The sequence below is a fragment of the Microbacterium altimontanum genome (genome assembly GCF_058349865.2).
Genome location: NZ_JBYRJB020000002.1, coordinates 24,003 through 50,124 on the forward strand (window position 1 = coordinate 24,003; position 26,122 = coordinate 50,124).

Below are 26,122 nucleotides of genomic sequence, written 5' to 3' on the forward strand. Positions count from 1 at the left end.
GGTGCCCCGGCGTTGACGGCTCGCGGCCGGCATGGAAGAGTCGCGACACCATGGGCGACGAGATCGAGAACATCGAGTTCACGCGCGAGCAGCGCCAGCGCTACCGGGTCAAGGTGCAGCGCTGCCTCGACGTGTTCGAGCAGATGCTGCGCGAGCACGCGTTCGAGTTCGACCGGCCGCTCACCGGGCTCGAGATCGAGCTCAACCTCGTCGACGATGCGGGGCAGCCGGCCATGGCGAACGCGCAGGTGCTGGAGTCGATCGCCGACCCGGCGTTCCAGACCGAGCTCGGGCGCTACAACATCGAGCTCAACGTCCCGCCGCGGCCGCTTCCCGGTGCCTCGGCACTCGAGCTCGAGGGTCTGCTGCGCGCGTCGATGAACAACGCCGAGGAGCGTGCCAACGCCGCGGGTGCGAGCATCGTGATGATCGGCATCCTTCCCACCCTGAAGCCCGAGCATCTCGAAGGCGACTGGATGAGCGCGAACCCGCGCTATGCCGCCCTCGACCGCGCGGTGTTCTCGGCGCGGCGGGAGGATCTCGAACTGGACATCTCCGGCGTGGAGTCGCTGCGGATGCGGTGGCCGACGATCGCGCCCGAGTCGGCGTGCACGTCGGTGCAGCTGCACGTGCAGGTGGCGCCGCGTGAGTTCGCCGCGAACTGGAACGCCGCGCAGATCCTCGCCGGCCCGCAGCTCGCCCTCGGCGCGAATTCCCCGTATCTGTTCGGCAAGCAGCTCTGGGCCGAGACGCGCACGGAGTTGTTCCTGCAGGCCACCGACACCCGCTCCCCGGAGCTGCGCAACCAGGGGGTGCGGCCGCCGGTGTTCTTCGGGGAGCGGTGGGTGACCTCGATCTTCGACCTGTTCGAAGAGAACGTCCGCTACTTCCCGGCGCTGCTGCCCGAGACCACCGACGAGGACCCCGAGGCCGAGCTGCGCGCCGGCCGCGCGCCGAAGCTGCAGGAGCTGCGCCTGCACAACGGCACGGTGTACCGCTGGAACCGTCCCGTGTACGACGTCGTCGACGGCCGTCCGCATCTGCGGGTGGAGAACCGGGTGCTGCCCGCCGGGCCCACGGTGGTCGACGTGCTGGCGAACGCCGCGTTCTATTACGGGGCGCTGCGGATGCTGGCCGCGGAGGGCCGGCCGCTGTGGACGAAGATGAGCTTCGACGCGGCCCGGTCGAACTTCACCGAGGGTGCGCGACGCGGAGTGAACGCGGTGTTCTACTGGCCCGGCATGGGCGCGGTGCCGTGGGACGAGCTGCTGCTGCGCCGTCTGCTGCCGCTCGCCGACGAGGGGCTGTCGCGCTGGGGCGTCTCGGCGCCGGTGCGCGACCGGTACCTGAAGATCGTCGAGGAGCGGTGCAAACTCCGGGTGAACGGCTCGTCGTGGCAGACCGCGACGGTTCGGGCGTTCGAGTCGCGCGGCCTCGACCGCGAGCAGGCGCTGGCCCAGATGCTGCGGCTCTATCGGGAGGGGATGCGCGAGAACGCGCCGGTGCACACGTGGGAGGTGCCGGCGGCGAAGGGCTGACTCACGGCCACAGCCGGCCGACGAGCTCGTCGGTGTAGCCGTCGAGCTGCCAGGATGTGGTGGTCGTGGACAGCCACATCCCGTCGCGCACGACCTCTTCCTCCGTCACGGCGCCGGCGCTGTGCGTGCAGCGGATGCCGTCGCCCGACGCGCTGCACGAGAACCCGGCGCTCGCCAGTCCGGCGTGCGCGATCTGCGCGTCGGCCCCGTCGATCCGCGACAGCGTCGTGCTGATCGTGCCGCCCGTCCCGTTGCGCCAGTGGCAGGTCATGAGCACCGCGGGGTGCAGGGCGTCGCGCACCGCGGTCGCGGTCGTGGCCGGGACATCCTGACTCTGATCCAGGATGACGTGGCGCTGCCAGGTGAGGTGCACCCAGAGGGCGTCGGGGTACAGGGAGCGGCAGTCGTCGGTGAGGGCGGTGCCGATGCTCTCGATCGGCCGGGGCGCGGCGGGCGCTGTCATCTGCTGGGCCGAGGCCGTACGGAGGAGGCCGCCGACGAAGTCCACGGCCGTCGGCAGGGCGGGAGCGGCCAGGATCGCGAGCCCGGCCACCACGGCGGCGCAGCCCACGCCGACCGGCCATGCGATCCACGCACTGCGGCCCCCGATCATGCCTCGCACCTCCCCGCCGTCCACCGTAATCGCGCCGCCGTCCCGGCGCCGGTTGCACACGCCCGCCAGTCCGGCGTCAGCGCCGGTGGGGACACCGAAGGCCCCCGGGCGATCCGTGCGGATCGGCCGAGGGCCTTCGGGGTGTCGGGATGTCAGTTGTACTGGCCGGGCGTGAAGTCGTCCGTCGAGAAGCTGTCGAAGTCGACGTAGCTCAGGTCGGCGTCGCTGTACGCGCCGTCCGACGCGAAGATGCGGTTGGGGTACCGCTCGCTCTTCGCCTCCTCGGTCGCCTCCACCACGACGTTCCGGTACTTCGAGAGCCCGGTGCCGGCGGGGATCAGCTTTCCGATGATCACGTTCTCCTTCAGGCCCACGAGCGGGTCGCTCTTGCCCTCCATCGCCGCCTGGGTCAGCACGCGGGTCGTCTCCTGGAACGAGGCGGCCGACAGCCACGACTCGGTCGCAAGCGACGCCTTGGTGATACCCATCAGCTCCGGGCGACCCGACGCGGGGCGCTTGCCCTCGCCGACCGACGCGCGGTTGATGTCGATGAAGCGACGCGAGTCCACGAGCTCACCGGGCAGCAGCGTCGTGTCGCCGTGGTCGACCACGGTGACCTTCCGCAGCATCTGGCGCACGATGACCTCGATGTGCTTGTCGTGGATCGGCACACCCTGCGAGCGGTAGACCCCCTGGACGCCGTCCACGAGGTACTTCTGCACGGCGCGGGCGCCCTGCACGCGCATGATCTCCTTCGGGTCCAGCGTGCCCACCTGGAGCGGCTGGCCCACCGAGACCCGCTGGCCGTCCTCGACCAGCAGCGTCGCGCGCTTGAGCACCGGGTACACGTGCGGCTCGTCGCCGTTGTCGGGCGTCAGGATGACCTTGCGGGTCTTCTCCGTCTCGTCGATCGTGATGCGGCCGTCGGCCTCGGCGATCGGCGACGCGCCCTTCGGGGTGCGGGCCTCGAACAGCTCCTGCACGCGGGGAAGACCCTGCGTGATGTCGTCGGCCGACGCCGAACCACCGGTGTGGAACGTGCGCATCGTCAGCTGCGTGCCGGGCTCACCGATCGACTGGGCGGCGATGATGCCGACCGCCTCGCCGATGTCGACGACCTTGCCGGTCGCGAGCGACCGACCGTAGCACTTCGCGCAGACGCCGACGGCCGAGTCGCAGGTGAGCACCGAGCGCACCTTGATGCTCTCGACGCCCGACTCGACGAGCCGGTTGATCAGCACGTCGCCGACATCCTGCCCCGCCTCGGCCAGCACCTCGCCGGCGTCGGTGACGACGTCGGTCGCGAGGGTGCGGGCGAACACCGAGTTCTCGACGTTGGCGTCACGCACGAGCGTGCCGTCGGCGCCGGGAGCGGCGATCGTGAACTCGAGACCCTTGCTGGTGCCGCAGTCCTCCTCGCGGATGATGACATCCTGCGAGACGTCGACGAGTCGACGCGTGAGGTAGCCCGAGTCGGCCGTGCGCAGAGCGGTGTCGGCCAGACCCTTGCGGGCACCGTGCGAGGCGATGAAGTACTCCGCCACGCTCAGCCCCTCGCGGTACGAGGAGATGATCGGGCGAGGGATGATCTCGCCCTTCGGGTTGTTCACGAGGCCGCGCATACCGGCGATGTTGCGGATCTGCAGCCAGTTACCACGGGCACCCGACGACACCATCCGGTTGATGGTGTTGTCCTCGGGGAAGTTGTCCCGCATGGCCTTCTGGATCTCGTCGGTCGCCTCGGTCCAGATCTTGATGAGCTCCTGACGACGCTCGGCGTCGGTCGTGAGACCCTTCTCGAACTGGCCCTGGACCTTCGCGGCCTGCTTCTCGTACTTCGAGACGATCTCGCCCTTGCTCGGCGGCGTGATGACGTCGCTCAGCGCGACGGTCACACCCGAACGGGTCGCCCAGTAGAAGCCCGCGTCCTTGATGGCGTCGAGCGCCGCGGCCACGGTGACCTTCGGGTACTCCTCGGCCAGCTTGTTCACGATCTGGCTGAGCTTGCCCTTGTCGGCCTGACCCCGCACGAACGGGAAGCCCTTGGGCAGCGTGTCGTTGAAGATCACCTGGCCGAGCGAGGCGTCGACGAGACGGTGCTGCTCGTAGCCCTCCGGCGCTTCGCCCTCGAGGAAGGTGACCTCGGGCAGACGGATGCGCACCTTCGCCTGCAGGTCGAGGGTGCCCTCGTCGCGCGCCATGATCGCCTCGGCGACCGAGCCGAACACGCGGCCCTCGCCCTTCGCGCCGTCCTTGACCGTCGTCAGGTGGTGCAGGCCGATGATCATGTCCTGCGAGGGCAGGGTCACCGGGCGGCCGTCCGACGGCTTCAGGATGTTGTTCGACGCGAGCATGAGGATGCGGGCCTCGGCCTGCGCCTCGACCGACAGCGGCAGGTGCACGGCCATCTGGTCACCGTCGAAGTCGGCGTTGAACGCCGCGCACACGAGCGGGTGCAGCTGGATGGCCTTGCCCTCCACGAGCTGCGGCTCGAACGCCTGAATGCCCAGGCGGTGCAGCGTGGGCGCACGGTTCAGCAGCACGGGGCGCTCGCGGATGATCTCCTCGAGCACGTCCCACACCTCGGGCCGGGTGCGCTCGACGGCGCGCTTGGCCGCCTTGATGTTCTGCGAGTGACCGAGGTCGATGAGGCGCTTGATCACGAACGGCTTGAACAGCTCGAGCGCCATCTGCTTGGGCAGACCGCACTGGTGCAGCTTCAGCGTCGGGCCGACGATGATGACCGAACGGCCCGAGTAGTCGACGCGCTTGCCGAGCAGGTTCTGACGGAATCGGCCCTGCTTGCCCTTGAGCATGTCGGACAGCGACTTCAGCGCACGGTTGCCGGTCCCCGTGACCGGGCGGCCGCGGCGACCGTTGTCGAACAGCGCGTCGACGGCCTCCTGCAGCATCCGCTTCTCGTTGTTGACGATGATCTCGGGGGCACCGAGGTCGATCAGGCGACGGAGGCGGTTGTTGCGGTTGATCACGCGACGGTACAGGTCGTTCAGGTCACTGGTGGCGAAGCGGCCGCCGTCGAGCTGGACCATCGGGCGCAGCTCCGGCGGGATCACCGGCACCACGTCGAGCACCATCGCGGCCGGGCTCATGCCGGTGGCGAGGAACGAGTTGACCACCTTCAGGCGCTTGATCGCACGGATCTTGCGCTGGCCCTTGCCCTCGGCGATCTGCAGGTGCAGGTTCTCGGCCTCGGCGGCCAGGTCGAACGCCTGCAGACGACGCTGGATCGACTCCGCACCCATGTGGGCCTCGAAGTACTGGCCGAAGCGGTCCTGCAGCTCGTGGAAGACGTCGTCCTCGGGCTTGAGGGCGCCGACCTCGAGGGTGCGGAAGTCCTCCCACACGCGCTCGAGACGGGCGATCTGCTCGTCCGCGTTCTTGCGGATGGACGCCATCTCCTTCTCGGCGGCATCCTTCGTCTTCTTCTTCTGGTCGGCCTTGGCACCTTCCGCCTCGAGGGCCGCGAGGTCCTCTTCGAGCTTCTGCATGCGGGTGGCCACCCGAGCGTCGCGACGATCGGCGATCGTCTTCATCTCGAGGCGCAGGTTGTTCTCGTGCGTCGGGAGGTCGCGGTGGCGTGCCTCCTCGTCGACCGAGATGATCATGTAGGCCGCGAAGTAGATGACCTTCTCGAGGTCCTTCGGCGCCATGTCGAGCAGGTACCCGAGGCGCGACGGGACGCCCTTGAAGTACCAGATGTGGGTGACCGGGGCCGCCAGCTCGATGTGCCCCATCCGCTCGCGACGGACGGAGGACTTGGTGACCTCCACGCCGCAGCGCTCGCAGACGATGCCCTTGAAGCGGACGCGCTTGTACTTGCCGCAGGCGCACTCCCAGTCGCGGCTCGGGCCGAAGATCTGCTCTCCGAACAGGCCGTCCTTCTCGGGCTTGAGCGTGCGGTAGTTGATGGTCTCGGGCTTCTTGACCTCGCCATAGGACCAACGACGGATGTCGTCGGCAGTGGCCAGGCCGATGCGAAGCTCATCGAAAGTTGTTGCGTCGAGCACTAGTTCTCCTGTGTCGGAATCTTGCGTTTGCCTGGCCGTGTTCAGATCTCGTCGATCGACGACGACTCGAACCGGCTGGAGATGTTGATGCCGAGCTCCTCGGCCGCACGGAACGCCTCGTCGTCGGTGTCACGGAGGTTCACCGCGGTGCCGTCGGCCGAGAGCACCTCGACGTTCAGGCAGAGCGACTGCATCTCCTTCATGAGCACCTTGAACGACTCGGGCGTGCCCGGCTCCGGGATGTTCTCACCCTTGACGATGGCCTCGTAGACCTTCACGCGACCCAGGATGTCGTCCGACTTGACCGTCAGCAGCTCCTGCAGCGCGTACGCGGCGCCGTAGGCCTCGAGGGCCCACACCTCCATCTCGCCGAAGCGCTGGCCGCCGAACTGCGCCTTACCACCGAGCGGCTGCTGGGTGATCATCGAGTACGGACCGGTCGAGCGTGCGTGGATCTTGTCGTCCACCAGGTGGTGCAGCTTCAGGATGTACATGTAGCCGACCGAGATGGGCGCCGGGAACGGCTCGCCGGAGCGGCCGTCGTACAGGACGGTCTTTCCGGTGGAGTCGATCAGGCGGTCGCCGTCGCGCGTGGGGAGCGTCGAGTCGAGCAGACCCGCGACCTCGTCCTCGTGCGCGCCGTCGAACACCGGGGTGGCGACCTTCGTGCCGGGAGCCGCCTCGCGGGCGGCGTCCGACAGGCCCTTCGCCCACTCCGGGTCGCCCTCGACCTTCCAGCCGGTCTTCGCGATCCACCCGAGGTGGGTCTCGAGAACCTGGCCGAAGTTCATGCGACCGGGGATGCCGAGGGGGTTGAGGATGACGTCGACCGGCGTGCCGTCGGCGAGGAACGGCATGTCCTCGACCGGCAGGATGCGGCTGATGACGCCCTTGTTGCCGTGACGGCCGGCGAGCTTGTCGCCCGCGGTGATCTTGCGCTTCTGGGCGATGTACACCACGACACGGCGGTTCACGCCGTTGCCGAGCTCGTCGTCGCCCTCTTCGGCGTTGAACTCCTTGACCGCGATGATCGTGCCCTCTTCACCGTGGGGCACCTTCAGCGACGTGTCGCGGACCTCGCGGCTCTTCTCGTTGAAGATCGCGCGGAGCAGGCGCTCCTCGGCCGACAGCTCGGTCTCGCCCTTCGGCGTGACCTTGCCGACGAGGATGTCGCCGGGGCGCACCTCGGCGCCGATGCGCACGATCCCGCGCTCGTCGAGGTCCTTCAGCAGGTCGGGGCTCACGTTGGGGAGGTCACGCGTGATCTCCTCCTTGCCGAGCTTCGTGTCGCGGGCGTCGACCTCGTACTCCTCGATGTGGATCGAGGAGAGGGTGTCGTCCTTCACCAGGTTCTGGCTGAGGATGATCGCGTCCTCGTAGTTGTAGCCCTCCCACGTCATGAACGCCACGAGAAGGTTCTTGCCGAGCGCGAGCTCGCCGTCCTCGGTCGCGGGGCCGTCGGCGATGACCTCGCCGGCCTCGATGCGCTCGCCCGCCGAGACGACCACGCGCTGGTTGTAGCACGTGCCCTGGTTCGAGCGGTCGAACTTGCGCAGGTAGTACTCCTGGATGCCGCCCTCGTCGAGCTGCACGGTGACCTTGTCGGCCGAGACCTCGGAGACCACGCCGGGCTTGGCCGCGGTGATCACGTCACCGGCGTCGATCGCGGTGTAACCCTCCATACCGGTGCCGACCACGGGCGACTCGCTGCGCAGCAGCGGCACAGCCTGACGCTGCATGTTGGCGCCCATGAGCGCGCGGTTCGCGTCGTCGTGCTCGAGGAACGGGATGAGGGAGGTCGCCACCGACACCATCTGGCGGGGCGAGACATCCATGTAGCCGATGTCCTCGACGTGGAACAGGTCGACCTCGCCGCCCTGGCCACGACGTGCCAGCACGCGCTCCTCGACGAACTTGCCGTTCTTGTCGAGCTCGGCGCCGGCCTGCGCGACGATGAAGTCGTTCTCCTCGCTGGCGGTGAGGTAGTCGATGTGGTCGGTGACCTTGCCGTCGACGACACGGCGGTACGGCGTCTCGATGAAGCCGAACGCATTGATGCGCGCGAACGACGCGAGCGAGCCGATGAGGCCGATGTTCGGGCCTTCCGGCGTCTCAATCGGGCACATGCGGCCGTAGTGCGACGGGTGCACGTCACGGACCTCGACGCCGGCCCGCTCACGCGACAGACCGCCCGGGCCCAGTGCCGACAGGCGACGCTTGTGGGTCAGGCCCGCGAGCGGGTTGTTCTGGTCCATGAACTGCGACAGCTGCGACGTGCCGAAGAACTCCTTGATCGCCGCGACGACGGGTCGCACGTTGATCAGGGTCTGCGGGGTGATCGCCTCGATGTCCTGCGTGGTCATGCGCTCGCGCACCACGCGCTCCATGCGCGACAGACCCGTGCGGACCTGGTTCTGGATCAGCTCGCCGACCGCGCGGATGCGACGGTTGCCGAAGTTGTCGATGTCGTCGGTGTCGAGACGGATCTCGACGTCCTTGCCGCCGCGGCGGCCCTCGAACGTGACATCGCCGCGGTGCAGGCGGACGAGGTACTTGATCGTCGCGACGATGTCCTCGACGGTCAGCACCGAGTCGGTGAGGGGAGCTTCGAGCCCGAGCTTCTGGTTGATCTTGAACCGGCCGACCTTGGCGAGGTCGTAGCGCTTCGGGTTGAAGTAGAAGTTGTCCAGCAGCGCGCGGGCGGCCTCGGCGGCGACCTGCTCGCCCGGACGGAGCTTGCGGTAGATGTCGCGGAGCGCGTCCTCCTTGGTGAGGATCGTGTCCTTGCTGAGCGTGTCCTCGATCGACTCGAAGCCGGCGAACTCGTTGAGGATGTCCTCGCTGGTGAGGCCCAGCGCCTTGAGGAACACGGTGACCGACTGCTTGCGCTTGCGGTCGATGCGCACGCCGACCTGGTCGCGCTTGTCGATCTCGAACTCGAGCCAGGCGCCCCGGCTCGGGATGACGCGGGCCGAAACGATGTCCTTGTCGCTGGTCTTGTCGGGCGTCTTGTCGAAGTAGACGCCCGGGGAGCGGACCAGCTGCGAGACGACGACGCGCTCGGTGCCGTTGATGATGAACGTGCCCTTGTCCGTCTGCAGGGGGAAGTCGCCCATGAAGACCGTCTGGGTCTTGATCTCACCGGTCTGGTGGTTCATGAACTCGGCCTCGACGTACAGCGGGGCGGCGTAGGTCTTGCCGCGCTCCTTGCACTCTTCGATCGAGTACTTCTCGGGCTCGAGGTAGGGGTTCGTGAAGCTCAGCTGCATCGTCTCGCTGAGGTCTTCGATGGGAGAGATCTCCTCGAAGATCTCCTCCAGGCCGCTGCGCTCGGGCACGTCCGAACGGCCGGCAGCCTTGGCGTCGGCGACGCGGGCCTTCCAGGACTCGTTCCCGATGAGCCAGTCGAACGACTCGGTCTGCAGGGCGAGCAGATCCGGGACGGTCAGTGTGTCGGAGATCTTGGCGAACGAGAGGCGGGATGCTCCGCGGCCGTTCTTGGGGGTGGTGGTGGATGCGTTGGGCGCAGCAGCCAAGGGGATAACCTCCATGAGCCCGGGTGGGCTTCGGTTCCTTGTCGACGGATGGCGTGCTCTCATCCCCGAACCCCGCGCGCCTCACGTCACTGCCCATCGGGTCCTTGACGGCCCATCGGGAACAGCGGGGGCACACGGGCACAGCCGACCACCATATGAAGGCAGGGGGAACCAGAGCGCAACTACCAACTATACGACGAACGACGCGCCATGTCCAGCCGGATTCTTGACGAGTTTTCGATCCTGCGGTATAACCCGCGCACGACGCATCCCGTGCCAGTGCAGATGACCGTGGCGGCGCGCGGTGCGCAGGGGCCATAATGTGCACATGACCGGGGCATCACCGGTGATCCGCACACCCGATCAGCGGATCCGCGTGTTCGTCAGCTCGACCCTGCGAGAGCTCGCCGACGAACGGCTCGCCGCGCGCGCCGCGATCGAACGGATGCGTCTGGCACCGGTGATGTTCGAGCTCGGGGCCCGTCCCCATCCACCGCGGTCGCTGTACCGTGCGTACCTCGACCAGAGCGACGTCTTCGTCGGGATCTACGCCGACAGCTACGGCTGGGTCGCCCCCGACGAGGAGGTCTCGGGCCTCGAGGACGAGTACAACCTGGCGCCGGCGACGATGCCGAAGCTCATCTATGTGCGGCGCAGCGAGCAGCGTGAGGACCGGCTCGCGCAGCTGATCGCACGGATCCAGCGCGACGACACCGCGGCGTATCTGCCGTTCGACGACGCCACGCAGCTGGAGGAGCAGATCGCCGCCGACCTCGCCGCGCTGCTGGCGGAGCGGTTCGAGCAGTCGACGCGGGTCGAGGCTCGCCAGTCGACGATGGCGAATCCGCTCCTGTCGCGCGTCCCGGTCCCCTACACGACGACGATCGGGCGGGAGGACGACATCGCCGCGGTGCGGTCGCTGCTCGAGGGCGCGCGCGACCGCACGGTGAGCCTCATCGGGCCGGGCGGAGTCGGGAAGAGCCGCCTCGCGATCGAGGTCGCGCGCTCGGCGGACGACCTCTTCCCCGACGGCATCTACTTCGTCCCGCTCGAGGGCGTGCTCGAGGCGGAGCTGCTCCTTCCCACGATCGCGTACGCGCTCGGCGTGCGCGACAACGGCGAGGCGGCGCTCGAAGAGCGCATCGCACACGCGCTCGCCGACCGCCGCGTGCTCGTCGTCCTGGACAACTTCGAGCAGATCGTGGAGGCAGCCCCGCTGCTCGTGCGGCTCTACAGCGTCGCGCCGACGGCGACGTTCCTCGTCACCAGCCGGATCGTGCTGCGCATCCGCGGCGAGCAGGTGTACGAAGTGCGCGCACTGCCGGTGCCCGAGGAGTCGGGCTCGCTGGAGCGGGCACGCCGCTCACCCGCGTGCGCGCTGTTCGTCGACCGTGCTCGGGCGGCGAGCCCCGGCTTCGCCCTCACCGCCGAGAACGCCGCCGACGTCGTGGAGATCTGCCGCACGCTCGAGGGCCTTCCGCTCGCGATCGAGCTGGCCGCTGCGAAGGCGCGGATCCTGACGCCGCACGGGATCGCGCAGCGGCTGGGCCAGAGCCTTCCCCTGCTGACGGCCGCCGTGCGCGATCTTCCCGAGCGGCACCGCACGATGCGCGCGACGATCGAGTGGAGCGTGAGCCTGCTCTCCCCTGACGATCGCGATCTGCTGGAGACCCTCGGCGTGTTCGCGCGGCGCTTCACCCTCGACGCGGTGGAGGCCCTCGGTGTCGGGCGGCCGTGGGAGGGCCGGGCCCTCGAAGGCATCGCCGCGCTCGTCGACGGGTCGCTCGTCGCACAGACCGACATCGACGGCCGCTCCGTCTATTCGCTGCTCGCGATCGTGCGCGAGTACGCCGTCGGCCGGCTCAAGGAGCGCGGCGACATCGATGCGATGCGGATGGCGTACGCCGATCACTACACCGCGCTCGTGCACCGCCTCGCCCCGGGACTGCGCGGCCGCGCGCAGGCCGAGGCCGTCGCGGAGCTCGGGCTCGAGCTGCCGAACCTGCGCGGCGCCATCCGCCACCTGGTCTTCACCGACCGGCTCGACGATGCCGCCGACTTCGCGTGGAGCCTGCTCATCTACTGGTGGATCGTCGGCTTCCTCGCCGAGGTACGCGTGTGGATGCTGGAGCTGCTCGGCAAGGAGAAGTCGGTCACCGCGCACACCCGCGCCGTCGCCTGGTTCTTCGCGCTCTGGGGCCAGATGTGGCAGAACCCGTCGCAGGAGGCGGTCGCGGGGCTCGCGGAATGCGTGCGGCTGTTCACCGAGAGCGGCGACGAGGACGCTGCGGCCATGGCGGTGGCGGCGCGTGCCACGGCGCGCGTGCAGCTACCCGATCCCGACCTCGAGACCGCCGAGGCGGAACTGCGCAGCGCCTACGAACGGCTGCAGGGTCTCGGAAACGGATGGGCGCAGGCGATCACCGAGGTGTCGCTGGGTCGCTTGACCTGGCTGCGCGGTTCACTAGACGATGCCTTGACGCATTTCGACCACGCCATGGCGCTCGCCCGCGAGGGCGGCGACCTGTTCACGCAGTCGGTGGCCGGCAACCAGACCGGACGGCTCCTGCTGCTGCGCCGCGACCCGGATGCCGCCGAGCAGGTCTTCCGCGGCACGCTGCTCGACTCGGTGCGGCTGCACTTCGACGAAGGCGTCGCGTACGGATTGGAGGGGCTGGCTGGCGTGGCGGCCCTGCGCTCCGATGTCGAGCGCGCAGGACTGCTGGCGGCGGCTGCGGCCGCCATCCGGCACCGTATCGGCATCTTCGACGTCGACGCGTTCACGGTGCATCCGGCGCTGCTCGACGCCCTGCGCCGGGAGCATCCGAGCGAGCTGGCCGACGCCGAACGCCGGGGCGAGGAGCTGACCCTGGCCGAGGCGGTCGCGCTGGCGCTGCCCGGCGCCGAGCCCGCCGCGCTGGCCCGCTGGTAGCCCGGACGGTGAGCGCTGTCGACGGGATGCCCTTGTTTCGCGGGAAGCGCCCGGCGGAGAGGGCCGTGCGGGTCAGGGGAGGCGGGCGTGGCGGAAACGGATGCGGCAACCAGGCCGCGCCTGCGCGAGCAGGTCGAGCGCGGCATCCGTGACCACCGCGATCACCGGGTAGCCGCCGGTGATCGGGCCGTCGGCCATGAGGATCACCGGTCGGCCGTCGGGAGGCACCTGCACGGCGCCGGGGATCATCCCCTCGCTGGGCAGTTCGTCGGCCGCGGCGCCATCGACGGGGCCCCGTGCGGCCCTTGCGAGCGCCGGCCCGTCGAGCCGGATGCCGACACGGTCGGCACGGTCGGTGACGGTCCAGACCGCGTCGAACAGCGTGGCGCGCGCGGAAGGATCGAACCAGTCGGCTCGCGGCCCCGGCGCGAGGGCGATCTCGAGATCGCCGAGCGGTCCCCCGGTCATCGCGGGCTCCGCCGGCGGGACGGGAGCGGATGCCGCATCGGCCGTCGCGATCAGGTCGCCGGCGCGCAGCGGTGCGGGTCCGAGCCCGGCCATCGTGTCGGTCGCGCGTGAGCCGGCGACGACGGGCGCGTCGACGCCGCCGCGCACGGCGAGATAGGCGCGCGCGCCGGCGCTGAGCCAGTCGACCTGCAGTTCGCCGCCGGCTTCCCAGAGGAGCGGTTCGTGACCGTCGACGGCCCGTCCGCCGAGCCGAAGCGGGCCGTCGCCGCCGGTGATCGCGACCCAGACGTCATGCAGGGCGCGGGCGCGGAATCCGCCCATCGTGATCTCGATCCCCGCGGCGTCCTCGTCGTTGCCGACGAGGCGGTTGGCCGCCCGCAGCGCCGCCCGGTCGAGCGCGCCCGCCGTCGCGATGCCGCGGCTCGCGCCGCCGGGCCGCCCGAGATCCTGCACCGTGGCGAGCAGTCCCGGGTCGAGCACCTCGATGGCCGCCTCGGCCGGCGTCACGGCGTCGCCGAGCGCGGCGCCGGTCGCCACGGCGTCTCCGACCGCGGCGCTGGTCGAGTCGGTCCCGGTTGCGTCGGCCCCGTCAGCCGGCGCCACGGCGTCGCCGGCTCCCGTGACGGGGCGCGCGCCGTCCGCTCCCCTTCGGCGAGACTGCATCTGACGGGCGAGACGGTGACTGATACCCGCATCCTCGCCCGTCGGGTGCATTCTCGCCGTCGAGCGCACGGAGACGAATCGCGCCCGGGTGCCGGGGACGAGGAGGGCCGGATCGGCGGCAGTCGGATCGAAGAGTGTGGCGTCGGTCGTGCCGATCAGGCGCCAGCCGCCGGGCGTCGCCCGCGGGTACGCACCGCTGAAGACCCCGGCGAGCCCGACGGCGCCGGTCGGCACGCGGCTGCGCGGCGCAGCGAGCCGGGGCACGTCGTACGGCCAGTCGTCGCCGACGAGGTATCCGAAACCGGGCGCGAAGCCGGCGAACGCGACGGTCCACCCCGTCGCGGTGTGCCGGCGGACGAGCGCCTCGACGCCGACGCCGAGCATCTCCGCGGTCTCGGCGAGGTCGGGGCCGTCGTAGACGATGGGCAGCTCCACGTCGCGCACGGGCCGGGCCGCCGCATCCGTCACCGGCGTCGTCGCCGCGACCCAGGCGCGCGCGGCGGGCAACGGCAGCACCGTGGGATCCACGCGCACGAGCACCGTGCGGGCCCCCGGCACGAGGTCGACGACGCCGGCCGGGCGGGATGCGTCGAGCCCCGCGTGCAGGCCGAGCACGGCGTCGAGCGAGTCGACCTGCACGAGCAGACCCCGGTCGCCGAACGGCAGGATCGTCACGACGTCATCCCCGGCTCACCATGGCGCCGCGACGGCGACACCCGCCTCGGCGAGCGCGAGGCGCACGGCGCGTGCCATCGCGACCGACTCCGGTGTGTCGCCGTGCAGGCAGAACGACGCGGCCTCGACGGGCACCACCGTGCCGTCCACCGCCTCCACCACTCCGTCGCGCGCGAGCCGCACCGCCCGTGCGGCGGCGGCATCGGCGTCGTGCAGCAGGTCGCCCGGCTCGCCGCGCGGCACGAGCAGACCATCGGCGCGGTACCCGCGGTCGAGGAACGCCTCGCGGAAGAACGGCAGCCCGGCGGCCTCGGCGGCCTCGGCGAGCGCATCGCCCTGGGCGAGGATCGGGACGGCGCGTTCCTCCCGCTCGCTGAACTCGGCCACCGCGAGCACGAGAGCGGTCGCCTGCGCGCTGTCGCTCCCGGCCGCGTGGTACAGCGCGCCGTGCGGCTTGACGTAGCGGATGTCGGCGCCCGCGCCGGCGAGGGCGTCGAGCTGATCCGCGATCACCGACTGCAGACGTGCGGGCTCGAGCCGCATCTCCACCCGGCCGAAGTTCGGGCGATCGGGGTACGACGGATGTGCGCCGATGGCGACTCCGGTCCGTTCGGCGCGCTCCACGGCGGCGCGCATCGACGCCGCATCGCCGGCATGAGCGCCGCAGGCGATGCTGGCGCTCGAGATCACGGCGAACATGGCCTCGTCGTCGGCCGTGGGCCGTCCGTCCACGGTCTCGCCGAGGTCGGCGTTGAGGTCGATGGCGTCCATGGATCCACGGTAGCCGCGCGGCGGGGAGGGCGCCGGTTTCCAACTCCTCAAGACCGGCGACGAAACGCGCGGGGCGCGGCGTGTCGTCGCTGCAGCCGCACGGACCAGAGGAATTGATGGGGCCGAGTGGGGAGGTCCGCGCCTGCCGACGGGTACCGTTGCGGCGTGGGACGCAACAGGCAGCGCAGCGGCGACGAGCCGCACGCGCGACTGTCGGACGGCACGATCGCGCGGATCGTGCCGTCTCCGTACACGAGCGGCTACGAGCTCATGGTCGGCGAGACGCCGCAGTCCCACGTGGACCTCGACGATCCCGCTCATCTGCACTTCGAGTACATCGCGCGGATGGCAGCCGTGATCGACGAGCTCAAGCTCGCCGGCCAGCCGCTCACGGCGGTGCACCTCGGCGCGGGTGCCCTCACGATCCCACGCTACATCGCCCACACGCGTCCCGGATCCCGCCAGCAGGTGATCGAGCTGGAGCCGGCGCTGGTCGAGCTCGTGCGCACGGCGCTGCCCCTGCCGCGCGGCGCGTCGATCCGCATGCGCATCGGCGACGCCCGCGAGGGTCTCCGCCGGCTCCCCGACGCGCTGCACGGCAACGTCGACCTGCTCGTCTCCGACGTCTACGCCGGAGCGCAGACGCCCGCGCATCTCACGTCGGTCGAGTTCTACGCCGCCGCATCCGGTCTTCTCGCACCCGACGGGGTGCTGCTCGTGAACGTCGCCGACGGTGCGGGGCTGGCCTTCGCCCGCCGCCAGGTCGCGACGGTGCGCGCCGTGCTCGAGCACGTGATCGTGCTCGCCGAGGTGCAGACGCTCAAGGGCCGGCGCTTCGGGAACCTGGTCATCGCGGCGTCGGCGTCGCCGCTGCCCGTGGAGTGGCTGCCGCGGCTCATGGCCGCGGGGCCGCATCCGGCGAAGGTCGCACAGGGCCGCGAGATCGACGAGTTCGTCGGCTCGCTCACCCCGGTGACGGATGCGGACGCCACCGCATCGCCGAAGCCCTCGGCGTCCCTCTTCGAGCGCTGAGGCGCCGGCCGACTCGCGCAACGCGGGGACAACTCGGGCAACCGAGGGACAACTCGACGAACCGAGGGACAACTCGGCGAACCGAGGGATAACTCGGCGAACCGAGGGACAAGTCGCGGCTCGAGGGCCACGGCACGACACGGCGCGACAGCGGGCGACAGCGGCGCGACAGCGCGGTGACAGCGCAGGTGCGGATGCTCGAGGCATGACAACTTCCACCGAATGGGCCGTTGAGGCCGATGCGCTCGTGAAGACGTTCGGATCCAACCGCGCCGTCGACGGTGTCGACCTGCGCGTGAAGACCGGAACCGTCTACGGCGTGCTCGGCCCCAACGGCGCCGGCAAAACGACCACCATCAACATGCTCGCCACGCTGCTGCGCCCCGACGCGGGTTCCGCGCGCATCTTCGGCCACGACGTCGCCCACTCGCCGCAGATCGTGCGGCAGCTGATCGGCGTGACCGGCCAGTTCGCGTCGGTCGACGAGACGCTCTCAGCCACCGAGAACCTCATGATCTTCGCGCGGCTCCTCGGCATCCCCCGCTCCGACGCCCGCACGAAGTCGACCGACCTGCTCGAGCGCTTCGGGCTGTCGGATGCCGCGCGGCGCCCGCTGAAGAACTTCTCCGGCGGGATGCGTCGCCGTCTCGACCTCGCCGCATCCCTCCTCGCGCAGCCGCCGCTCATCTTCCTCGACGAGCCGACCACCGGACTCGATCCCCGCACCCGCGGGCAGATGTGGGACACCATCCGCGAGCTCGTCGCCACCGGCTCCACGGTCCTGCTGACCACGCAGTACCTCGACGAGGCCGATCAGCTCGCCGACCGCATCGCGGTGATCGACCGCGGACGCGTCGTGGCCGAGGGCACCGCCGACGAGCTGAAGGCCTCGGTCGGGACCACCAGCCTGCAGCTGCGCCTCGCCGATCCCGCCGACACGGATGACGCCCTGCGCGCGATCGAGCGGGTGCTCGGCGTACGCGGCACCCTGTCGCCCGAGGCGTCGCGGATCACGGCGCCGATGTCCGACGCCGATCTCGTCGCCGAGCTGCTCATCACGCTGCGCGAGGCGGGCATCCATCTCGACGAGATGAGCGTGCAGAAGCCCACGCTCGACGAGGTGTTCCTCACCATCACCGGACACGATGCCGCCGAGCAGGGCTCGGCCGGCGCAGCACAGAAGGAAGAGGTGCCGGCATGACCGTCATCGCCGCAAGCCCCATCGTCCCCGCGGCCGAGCGCCGTCTCAGCAACCGCACGAGTCTGTCGCAGAGCGTCGCGAACACCCTCACGATGGCGTATCGCGGTCTCGTGAAGATCCGGCGCACACCGGAGCAGCTCATCGACGTCACGGTGCAGCCGATCATCTTCACGCTGATGTTCGCGTACATCTTCGGCGGTGCGATCGCCGGCGACGTGCAGAGCTACCTGCCGGTGCTGATCCCCGGCATCCTCGTGCAGACCGTCATCACGACGTCCGTCGTCACCGGCACGCAGCTGCGGGAGGACATGGACAAGGGGGTGTTCGACCGCTTCCGCTCCCTTCCCATCGCCCGCATCGCACCGCTGTCGGGTGCGCTGCTGGCCGACACCGTCCGCTACGCGATCGCCACGACGCTGACGTTCGCGATGGGCTTCGTGCTGGGCTACCGGCCGGCCGGCGGCATCGGCGACGTGATCCTGGCCGCTCTCCTCGTGATCGCGTGCTCGTGGGCGATCAGCTGGATCTTCGCATTCTTCGGGGTCATCGCCCGCACCGCATCGAGCGTGCAGGGCATCTCGATGCTCATCCTGTTCCCGCTCACGTTCCTGTCGAACGCGTTCGTCGACCCCGACACGATGCCCGGCTGGCTGCAGTGGTTCGTGAACATCAACCCGGTCTCGCACCTCGTCACCGCCGTGCGCGAGATCGCGAACAACGGCGCGGTGACCGGCGACGTGTGGATCACGCTCCTGGGAGCGGCTGTCATCGTCGCGGTGTTCGCGCCACTCACCGTCCGCGCCTACATGCGCAAGGCCTGAGCAGGTCACCTGCAGGGCCCGCATCCCCCGGGGTGTGGGCCCTCGACTGCGGATGCGTCGACTCGGCGACTCACGCCTCCGAGGGCGTGGTCCGCGCTCCCGCCGCCAGGATCCAGCGGGCTCGCGCGACGAGCTCCGCAGCCGTGAGGGCGGATGCCGCCTGCCGCTGTGCGGCGAGCCGTTCGGGTCCGACCAGGGCGACCAGCCGCTCCTCGTGTGCCAAGCGGCGCAGGCTCGGCATGTCCTGCCGCGCGCCGAGCCGCTCGGCGAGGGCGAAGGCTGCGAGACCGTCGTCCAGGCGCCCCTCTTCGTGCACCGTCCACGCCGACCACGCGATGAGCGCCGTGCCGAGGACGGGACGATCGACCGAATCGGACCGGAGGCGGATGATCGCAAGCGCCTGGGTGCGCAGCCGCCGCGCCCAGCGGGCGCGCCGGCTGGCTGTGCCGATGTCGTTCAGCACCGCGGCCGACAGGGCGCCGGCCGTCGCCATGAGGTGCCAGGGATTGGAGCGCTGGTCGGCCTGCGCGAACCGAGCCAGCGACTCATCGAACCCGTCGGCGGCCGCTGCCCGGTCGCCCTGCGCGAGCGCCACCTCAGCGAGCCCGTAGGCGGCGATCGCGGCCGACTCCCGTCCCTCGCCCGTCGGCCCCGCCCCGTCGCGCAGCTGTGTGAAGACGGTGCGCGCCGCGGCGAGGTCGCCTGCACTGGCGAGCGTCATCCCCCGCAGCCAGAGCATCTGGCGCTGCTGTTCGTCAGCATCGAACCGCTCGTACCCGGCGACCGCGCGATCCATCCACTCGAGCGTCTGCTCCAGCCGGCCGAGCTGCCCGGTCAGCTGCGCGATCGACGACGCCGCCATCGCCTCGAACCACTCGGCGCCGGTGCGCCGCGCCAGTTCCCAGGCGCGCTCCGCGGCCTGGAGCGCCTCGCCCGTCGCGCCCTCGTTCTCCAGGTAGTTCGACAGCATGATCTCGGCGACGAGCACGGTCGACACGTCGTCGGCCGCGCGCATCCGGTCGAATTCCGCGCGCAGCCTCCCCGGGTCGGCGATTCCCACGATGACGAGATCGGCCAGGGCCGCCGGAAGCGGATCCATGTGGGGATGGCGCCGGCGCAGCACGATGAGCCGGGCGAGCGCCCGGGCGGCGCCGCGGCCGTTCTCGCGCTGCATCAGGAGCGACATGAACACGAGCAGGACGGCGAGCGCCTCGGCGGGGACCTCGCCCTCGCGCACCCGGGCGCCGGCGGCGAAGGCGAGGGGCGCGAACGTCATGAGCTCGTGGACGGCGCCCTGCGCGACCCACTGCTGCCCCAGCACCGCGAACAGGAGCACCGTGTCGGCGTCCTCGTCGCGCTCGACCGCGCGGCGCAGCATCGCCATGAGGTTGTCGTGCTCGGCACGGATGCGCAGATGGCCCTCCCGGTCGAACACCGTGCCCAGGTGCGCGGTGCAGAATCCGCGCACCCATCGCGCGACGCTCTGCCACGCGACATCCGTTCCCCCCGCTTCGCCCGCCGCGAGCCGGGACAGCCCGTACTCGCGGATCGTCTCCAGCATCCGGAACCGGACGTCGTGCGTCTGGGACTGCTCGGATGCGACCAGGAGCGACTGCGTGACCAGCGCGTCGACGACATCGTCCGCCGGTGTGGCAAGCACGGCGGATGCCGTCGCCACCGAGAAGCCCGCGGGAAGCACGCTCAGCACCGCCATCGCCCGCCGGGCGTCGTCGCCGAGCAGATCCCAGCTCCATCCGATCACGGCCTCCAGCGTCCGGTGGCGGTCGGGGGCCGTCCGATCCGCCGTGGTGAGCAGCGTGAAACGGTCCGCGAGCCGCGCGGTGATCTGCTCCGGCGTCATCGTCCGCACCCGGGCGGCGGCGAGCTCGATCGCGAGCGGAAGGCCGTCCAGGTGCGTGCACAGCGATGCGATCACGTCGGGGTCGAGGCGCGCGCCGGGCCGCACCGCCTGCGCGCGCCGGCAGAACAGCCGCACGGCGTCGGGAACGTCGTCGGCCGACGCATCCGCCGCCCGCTCGGTCGGCAGCCCGGCGAGCTGGTGCACCACCTCACCGGGGATGAGGAGGGGCGTGCGGCTCGTCGCGAGCACGCGCAGCCGAGGCACCATCCCGAGCGCATCGGCGGTCCAGCGGGCGACGCCGTCGACGACCTGCTCGCAGTTGTCGAGCACGAGAAGCGTCGTGCGCTCGTCGAGCGCGGCCAGGAGCCGCGTGCGCAGATCGGGCCGCGTGCGGGGATCGGCGAGACGCGTGCCCGTCGTCGCCTCGGCGATGCCGAGGGCTTCGGCGACGGCCGTCGGCACGTCGTCGTCGGCGCGCACGCCGGCCAACGGCACGACGATCACGGCGGGAGCATCCGATGCCGCGGCGACGGCCTGAGCGAGCCGTGTCTTTCCGAGGCCGCCCGGGCCGAGGATCGTCACGACCCGGGAGTTCTGCAGCGCGTGTCGGACCGCTGCCACGTCGGCGTCGCGTCCGATGAGCTCGTCGGCGGCGGCGCGCAGCCCGACGCGCACCCGCTGGGCGGGCCGGTCGCGCAGGAGGCGGGCGTTCAGCTCCGCGACGTCGGAACCGACCGATGCGCCGAGGTCATCGCAGAGCCGCTCGCGAAGGGCGGCGAACACGGCGAGCGCCTCGCCCGTGCGACCGGCGGCGTCGAGCGCCGTCATGAGCTCGGCGTGCACGGATTCGTCGTACGGATGCGTGTCGGCCAGCGCACGCAGCGCGGTCGCCGCCTCCTCGTTCCGCCCCGCGGCCGCGAGGGCTCTGGCGCGCGCCGCGTCGATCCTCGCGCGGAGGGCTCCCGCCTCCTCGGCGAGTTCGCCGCCGACCGGCGCTCCTGCGAGATCGTCGCCCGGTTCGCCCCGCCACAGCGCGCGCGCCTCGTCGAGGAGCGGAAGCGGATCCACGGCACGCTCTGCCTCCGCCGTGAGCCGCCGCGCCTCCACGAGGTCGACCCGGCACTCCCCGAGCGCGTAGCCGCCGGGCGCACTGCGCACGAGGCCGGCGGTGGTCGCGGCGCGCAGGCGCGAGACCACCGTCTGCAGCGCCGCCCGCGGATTCTGCGGCTGTTCCTCGCCCCAGAGGTCGTCGGCGAGCGCCTCGACACCGCGCACCCCTGGCGCGTCGAGGGCGAGCGCCCCCAGCAGGGCACGGGCCGTCGCACCGAGAGCGACCGTGTGCCACTCCGGCCCGGCCGAGTGGTCCTGCTCGACGGGCAGTTCGACCGCGACCGGGCCGAGCACGCGTACGCGGGGGATCACGCACCGAGCCTAGTCACCGCGGTCGACGGCGCCCCGCCGGCCGCGCACGCGGCACAGGATGGTCCGGCGCGGCGTGCCATCGGCCGCCTCTCATCCGGGTCGGGCACACTGGGTGGAACATGCGCGAAGGGAGTCGACGATGAGTGCTATCCAGGGGTACGACCCCGACACCCTCCGCGAGATCGTGAGCCCCACGCAGTGCGAGGAGCGGCTCGACGAGATCTCCGGCCAGCGGAGCCTTCCCGCCCTCTTCGAGCGGGTCTGGCTGCTGAAGGTGCTCGACAGGCTGGACGAGGGGCTCGACGTCGCGGAGTACGCGGTGCGGCAGGCGCGGATGGCCGGGACCCGGCGCGATCTGCTGCGTGCACGCATCCTGCATGCGACGATTCTGCAGTTCCGCGGCTCGTACGCGGCGGCGGTCGCCGAGATGACGACGTGCGCGGAAGAGGCCGAGGGGCAGGGCTGGGCCGGCATCGCCGCGTTCGCCTACCAGCACCGGGGCAAGACGCACTATGACGCCGGCGACTACGACGCCGCGCGCTCGGACTTCAAGCGCAGCCTGTTCCTGCGGCAGGAGGCGGGTGCGCCGGAGGCGGAGCTGCAGTCGACGCTCCTGTCGATCGAGGCGGCGGAGCGGCGGCGCGCGCAGGCGGCTGTCGCCGTCTGACGACGATGTCGTAGATCCGTTCTAGAGTCGCGACATGTCCGAACTCCACCGCGTGCGCGTCTGGGCCGACGCGCTGATCGCTCGCCATCTCGACGCGTCATGGTCGTTCGCGTTCGACAACGCGAAACGCCGGGCCGGACTGTGCAACTACACGCACAAGCGCATCAGCGTGTCGCGGTATCTGGCGGCGCGGTACGACGACGACACCAACCATCAGACGCTGCTGCACGAGGTCGCACACGCGCTCGCCGGCCCGGCGGCCGGGCACGGGGCGGCGTGGAAGCGCGTCGCGCGCGAACTCGGCTACGTCGGCGGCACGACCCACCACGGTGAGACGGCGACCGAGCTGGCGCCCTGGGTGGGCGTCTGCCCGGCGGGTCACACGGCGTACCGGCATCGACGGCCGACGCGGGCCACGTCGTGCGTGAAGTGCGCACCGCGCTTCGACGAGCGCCACCTGTTCGTCTGGACGCATCGGCAGATCGCTCCCGCGGCGCGCCTCGCGGCGATGACTCCGCGCTGACCGGGCGGGGCGCAGACGGATGCGTCCGCCCTCCGCGCAGTGACGGCTGCGGGCGCCGTGGTCCCGCCGCCGCGTCCGGCCGCCGCGTCAGGCCGTCGCGTCAGGCCGTCGCGTCAGGCCGCGACGAACACCCCGTCGCGCAGCACCGGAACGGCGTCGGCGGCGTCGATCTCCGCGGCCCGCAGCACGTCGTCGCGCAGACCGCGTTCGGCGAGCTCCTGCCCCGATCCGCAGGCGGTGAGCAGATGCCGCACGGCGCCGCGCAGCGCGCGGAACGCCTCACCGGCGACGGCAGCGTCGGGCGAGGTGTGGTCGATCCCCCGGTCGCCGAGGGCCGCGATCACGGCGCCGGCGCCGAGCTGATCCTCGATCGCGAACCGCACGGCGGCTGAGCCCGGCATCCGCTCCCCCGCCGGCACGACCGACACCGCGACGCGTCCGCCGCGACGATGCTGTTCGGCCACGATCTCGCGTGCGACGGCGGTGGCGTTGCGCAGTCCCGCGGCGAGCACGAGGGTTCCCGATGCCGCTGCGGCAGCTGCCACCGGTGCGCCGTTGACCGAGCCGGTGCCTTCCAGTGCCAGGGAGCCGCCGCGGGCGACCGCGTCGGCGGCGAGCGTCGACAGACGCAGCACGTCGACGACCACGACGATGTCGGCGGGCGCGAGCCGTGCCAGGCCGTCGGTGCCCCAGTCGAGGCGGACCTGGAAGAAGGACTGGTCGAACACCACCAAATCCTACGGTGCGACACTGGAGCATGCGCATCATGCTCAAGCTCGTGATCGACTGCGACGCCGACGCGGCATGGCGGGCGCTGCATTCGCCCCGGGCCATCGGCGAGCTCGACGGGCCGTTCGTCACTCTCGATTCCCTCGAAGACCTCCCGACCTCGTGGACCCCCGGGGACGACGCGATCGTCGAGCTGTCGCTGGGAGCCCTCCCCCTCGGCCGGCAGCTCATCGATGTGAGCGAACTCGAGCGCGAGCACCGCGGGCAGCGGGTGCGCATCCTCCGCGACACGGGCATCCCGCTCTCCGGCCCGCTCGCCGCCCTCGACGTCTGGGATCACCAGATGGCGGTGAGCGCCGCACCCGGCGATCCCTCCCGCACGCTCTGGCGCGACCGGCTCGTGATCGGCGGCGCCGCCGCGCCTGCGCTGTGGCCGGTGCTGTGGGCGACCTGGCAGTGGCGTGCCGCCCGCCTTCGTGCGCTCGCGCCCACCTGGGCGCACGATCCTGCCCCCGTCGCGTCCGAGGCCGGGGATCCGGTCAAGCCCGCGGCACGACCGTGAGCACGCGCATCGTGAACTCGAGGAACTGGGCGACGAAGTCGCGCAGGAACTCCTCGGTGCCGGGCACCGTGACGTTCCCGTCCTCGTCGACGAGTCCTTCGGTGAAGTGGATGTAGGCCTCCGGGGCGCTCATCTGCCGCATGTTGAGGAAGCTGAGCGTGGCCCGCAGGCTCTGCTGCGCCACCGCAGTGCCGATCTGCCCGATCGACGCGCCGATGACCGCCGTCGGCTTGTGCGCCCACACGTTCTGTCCCCACGGCCGGCTTCCCCAGTCGATCGCGTTCTTCAGCGCGCCCGGGATGGAGCGGTTGTACTCCGGGGTGACGAACATGATCGCGTCGACGTCGGCGATCCTGGCCTTGAACTCTCGGGCCGACGCCGGGTAGTCCGCGTCGAAGTCGCGGTTGTAGACCGGCAGGTCGCCGTACGAGATCTCCTCCATCTCGAACTCCGGCGGCGCGAGCCGCATCAGCGCGCGTGCGAGGCGACGGTTGATCGACTCACGCGAAAGACTCCCGACGATGACGCCGACGCGGTACGGCGGTTCGTGCTCGATGATCTCGACGTTCATGACGCCCTCCTCTTCGATGTCTTCCACAGTGCACCCGTCGCCGAGTCGAGGGAAGGGGGATGCCGCGCCCGAAGCCAGGGCGCGGCATCCGGTCTCGATCCCGCTACGCGGCGAGCGCGACCACGGGCGTCACGCGCGTCGCGAGTCGCGTGGGCACGACCGCGGCGACGAGGGTCAGGATGGCCGTGGCCGCCACGATCAGCACCACGACGGGCACCGGCACCCCGGGCGCCACGAGGCCGGCCGTGGGGCTCGCCTCGGGCGAGAGCTTCGTGGCGACCTGGCCGAGCAGCGACTGGGCTCCCGCCCATCCGTAGGCGATGCCGAGGACCACGCCGGTGACGACCGAGGTGATCGTGATGTGCGCGGCCTCCAGCAGCACGACCCGGCGCACCTGACCGGTGGAGAGACCGAGGGCCCGCAGCAGGCCGAGCTCCCGTCGACGCTGCACGACGCCGAGCGTCAGCAGATTGACGAGGCCGACCGCCGCGATCACGGCCGAGACGGCGACGATCGCCATCATGATGCCCGCGAACGTGTCGAGCACCGACGCCATCTCGGGCGGGAGCGTGCCGCCCGCGTTCACGGCGAAGACCGCCTTGGCCGACTCCATCGCGACGGCGAACATGGTGACCAGCGTCACTCCCATCACGACGCCGATCGCCATGCGGCTCGAGCGCTCGGGATGCCGCAGCGCGTTCTCGGCCGCGAGCCGTGCGACCGCGGAGCGGCCGAAGAGCCGGCCGATCAGCCGCAGGAGGGGCGGCATGACGAGCGCCGCACCGAGCACGATGCCGGTGAAGGACAGGATGCCCCCGAGGAACGCGACCACGACGCCGAGCGGGCTGAGCAGCCCGAGTGCGATGCCGGCGGCGAGCGCGAGGCCGCCCAGGGCGAACAGGACGATCGCCGTCGCGTTGCGCCCGGTGCGGCGGACCACCTGTTCGCGGCTCGCCTCGGCGGACGAGCCGAGCGCCTGCAGCGGGGTGACGGTGAGCACGCGCCGCGAGCCGGTCCAGGCGGCGGCCCAGGTGGTGAGCGCGACGACGGCGGCGGGAGCGGCGAGCATCGGCTGCACGACCGAGTAGGAGACGCCCGCGACGCCGAGGATCCGGCCGAGGATGACGATGCCGCCCCACGACAGCGCCGTGCCGGCGACCAGGCCGATCACGGCGCCGAGCAGCCCGACGAGCAGCCCCTGCCGCGCGACCTCGCCGCGCTGCGAGCGCGCCGAGGCTCCGATCAGGCGCAGCAGCGCGATCTGCCTCGTCCGCCCGGCGACGACCGTGGAGAACGTGTTGGCCGTCACGATCGCGGCGACGTAGACGGCGACGCCCACGAGGACGAAGGTCAGGAAGCCGAGCACGAACGCGAGCGTGCCGCTGTCGCCGATGTACGGGTCGGCTCGCAGCATCGCAGCGATGTAACCCGTCGCGGAGATGAGCACGACGCCGAACGCGGTCGAGATCGCCGCGACGAGCACACTGGCCCCCATCCCCCGTTCCCGGA

17 protein-coding genes are annotated in these 26,122 nt (G+C 71.0%); 8 read left to right on the plus strand and 9 right to left on the minus strand.

Features of this window, described 5'->3' with window-relative positions:
• Window positions 1-50 precede the first annotated feature (50 nt).
• Window positions 51-1,538 (plus strand): glutamate-cysteine ligase family protein, encoded by a 1,488-nt coding sequence (locus AC3RX1_RS02405; protein WP_491499644.1) that lies wholly within the window; start codon window positions 51-53, stop codon window positions 1,536-1,538.
• A gap of 1 nt (window position 1,539) precedes the next feature.
• On the opposite strand, the gene AC3RX1_RS02410 is transcribed toward AC3RX1_RS02405, so the two are convergent.
• The 3 genes from AC3RX1_RS02410 to rpoB all read right to left on the minus strand — a co-directional run bounded on the left by AC3RX1_RS02410 (window position 1,540) and on the right by rpoB (window position 9,715).
• On the minus strand, window positions 1,540-2,151 hold the full coding sequence (locus AC3RX1_RS02410; protein WP_491499645.1) for a hypothetical protein: 612 nt from the start codon (window positions 2,149-2,151) through the stop codon (window positions 1,540-1,542).
• Window positions 2,152-2,303: 152 nt separating this feature from the next.
• A complete protein-coding gene (locus tag AC3RX1_RS02415) occupies window positions 2,304-6,179 on the minus strand; it encodes a DNA-directed RNA polymerase subunit beta' (RefSeq protein ID WP_491499646.1) in 3,876 nt (1,291 codons plus the stop codon).
• 41 nt (window positions 6,180-6,220) lie between these two features.
• Window positions 6,221-9,715 carry a DNA-directed RNA polymerase subunit beta gene (gene rpoB, locus AC3RX1_RS02420; protein WP_491499647.1) on the minus strand — a complete coding sequence of 1,165 codons (3,495 nt, stop codon included), beginning with the start codon at window positions 9,713-9,715 and terminating at the stop codon, window positions 6,221-6,223.
• Window positions 9,716-10,043: 328 nt separating this feature from the next.
• On the opposite strand from rpoB, the gene AC3RX1_RS02425 reads away from it, so the two are divergent.
• A complete protein-coding gene (locus AC3RX1_RS02425; RefSeq protein ID WP_491499648.1) occupies window positions 10,044-12,647 on the plus strand; it encodes a DUF4062 domain-containing protein in 2,604 nt (867 codons plus the stop codon).
• A gap of 72 nt (window positions 12,648-12,719) precedes the next feature.
• On the opposite strand, the gene AC3RX1_RS02430 is transcribed toward AC3RX1_RS02425, so the two are convergent.
• Both AC3RX1_RS02430 and pxpA read right to left on the minus strand, forming a co-directional pair.
• Complete coding sequence (locus AC3RX1_RS02430; protein ID WP_491499649.1) at window positions 12,720-14,453, minus strand: 5-oxoprolinase subunit B/C family protein; 1,734 nt, start codon at window positions 14,451-14,453, stop codon at window positions 12,720-12,722.
• Window positions 14,454-14,468: 15 nt separating this feature from the next.
• Window positions 14,469-15,224, minus strand: coding sequence for a 5-oxoprolinase subunit PxpA (gene pxpA / locus AC3RX1_RS02435; protein WP_491499650.1), 756 nt, complete (start codon window positions 15,222-15,224; stop codon window positions 14,469-14,471).
• Window positions 15,225-15,389: 165 nt separating this feature from the next.
• Between pxpA and AC3RX1_RS02440 the strand changes: the two genes are divergently transcribed.
• The 3 genes from AC3RX1_RS02440 (at window position 15,390) to AC3RX1_RS02450 (ending at window position 18,278) form a co-directional block, all read left to right on the plus strand.
• Window positions 15,390-16,256 (plus strand): spermidine synthase, encoded by an 867-nt coding sequence (locus AC3RX1_RS02440; protein ID WP_491499651.1) that lies wholly within the window; start codon window positions 15,390-15,392, stop codon window positions 16,254-16,256.
• Window positions 16,257-16,461: 205 nt separating this feature from the next.
• Window positions 16,462-17,457, plus strand: coding sequence for an ATP-binding cassette domain-containing protein (locus AC3RX1_RS02445; protein WP_491499652.1), 996 nt, complete (start codon window positions 16,462-16,464; stop codon window positions 17,455-17,457).
• The gene (locus tag AC3RX1_RS02450; RefSeq protein WP_491499653.1) at window positions 17,454-18,278 is read left to right on the plus strand and encodes an ABC transporter permease; all 825 of its coding nucleotides are present in this window, start codon (window positions 17,454-17,456) and stop codon (window positions 18,276-18,278) included. The genes AC3RX1_RS02445 and AC3RX1_RS02450 overlap by 4 nt, the downstream gene beginning before the upstream one ends.
• Before the next feature lie 70 nt (window positions 18,279-18,348).
• On the opposite strand, the gene AC3RX1_RS02455 is transcribed toward AC3RX1_RS02450, so the two are convergent.
• Window positions 18,349-21,561, minus strand: coding sequence for an ATP-binding protein (locus AC3RX1_RS02455; RefSeq protein WP_491499654.1), 3,213 nt, complete (start codon window positions 21,559-21,561; stop codon window positions 18,349-18,351).
• Window positions 21,562-21,700: 139 nt separating this feature from the next.
• Here AC3RX1_RS02455 and AC3RX1_RS02460 point away from each other — a divergent pair, with 139 nt between their 5' ends.
• Together AC3RX1_RS02460 and AC3RX1_RS02465 are read left to right on the plus strand one after the other, a co-directional pair.
• Window positions 21,701-22,228, plus strand: coding sequence for a hypothetical protein (locus AC3RX1_RS02460; RefSeq protein ID WP_491499655.1), 528 nt, complete (start codon window positions 21,701-21,703; stop codon window positions 22,226-22,228).
• Between the two features lie 34 nt (window positions 22,229-22,262).
• The gene (locus tag AC3RX1_RS02465) at window positions 22,263-22,751 is read left to right on the plus strand and encodes a SprT-like domain-containing protein (RefSeq protein WP_491499656.1); all 489 of its coding nucleotides are present in this window, start codon (window positions 22,263-22,265) and stop codon (window positions 22,749-22,751) included.
• A 113-nt stretch (window positions 22,752-22,864) separates the two neighbouring features.
• Here the strand turns inward: AC3RX1_RS02465 and AC3RX1_RS02470 are convergent, their stop codons facing one another.
• Window positions 22,865-23,479, minus strand: a complete 615-nt coding sequence (locus AC3RX1_RS02470) for a 2-phosphosulfolactate phosphatase (RefSeq protein WP_491499657.1) — start codon at window positions 23,477-23,479, stop codon at window positions 22,865-22,867.
• Between the two features lie 29 nt (window positions 23,480-23,508).
• Between AC3RX1_RS02470 and AC3RX1_RS02475 the strand changes: the two genes are divergently transcribed.
• Window positions 23,509-24,042, plus strand: a complete 534-nt coding sequence (locus tag AC3RX1_RS02475; protein WP_491499658.1) for a hypothetical protein — start codon at window positions 23,509-23,511, stop codon at window positions 24,040-24,042.
• On the opposite strand, the gene AC3RX1_RS02480 is transcribed toward AC3RX1_RS02475, so the two are convergent.
• Together AC3RX1_RS02480 and AC3RX1_RS02485 are read right to left on the minus strand one after the other, a co-directional pair.
• On the minus strand, window positions 24,020-24,613 hold the full coding sequence (locus AC3RX1_RS02480) for an NADPH-dependent FMN reductase (RefSeq protein ID WP_491499659.1): 594 nt from the start codon (window positions 24,611-24,613) through the stop codon (window positions 24,020-24,022). The genes AC3RX1_RS02475 and AC3RX1_RS02480 overlap by 23 nt on opposite strands.
• A 103-nt stretch (window positions 24,614-24,716) precedes the next feature.
• Window positions 24,717-26,108 carry an FtsX-like permease family protein gene (locus AC3RX1_RS02485; RefSeq protein ID WP_491500081.1) on the minus strand — a complete coding sequence of 464 codons (1,392 nt, stop codon included), beginning with the start codon at window positions 26,106-26,108 and terminating at the stop codon, window positions 24,717-24,719.
• Window positions 26,109-26,122: the final 14 nt, after the last annotated feature.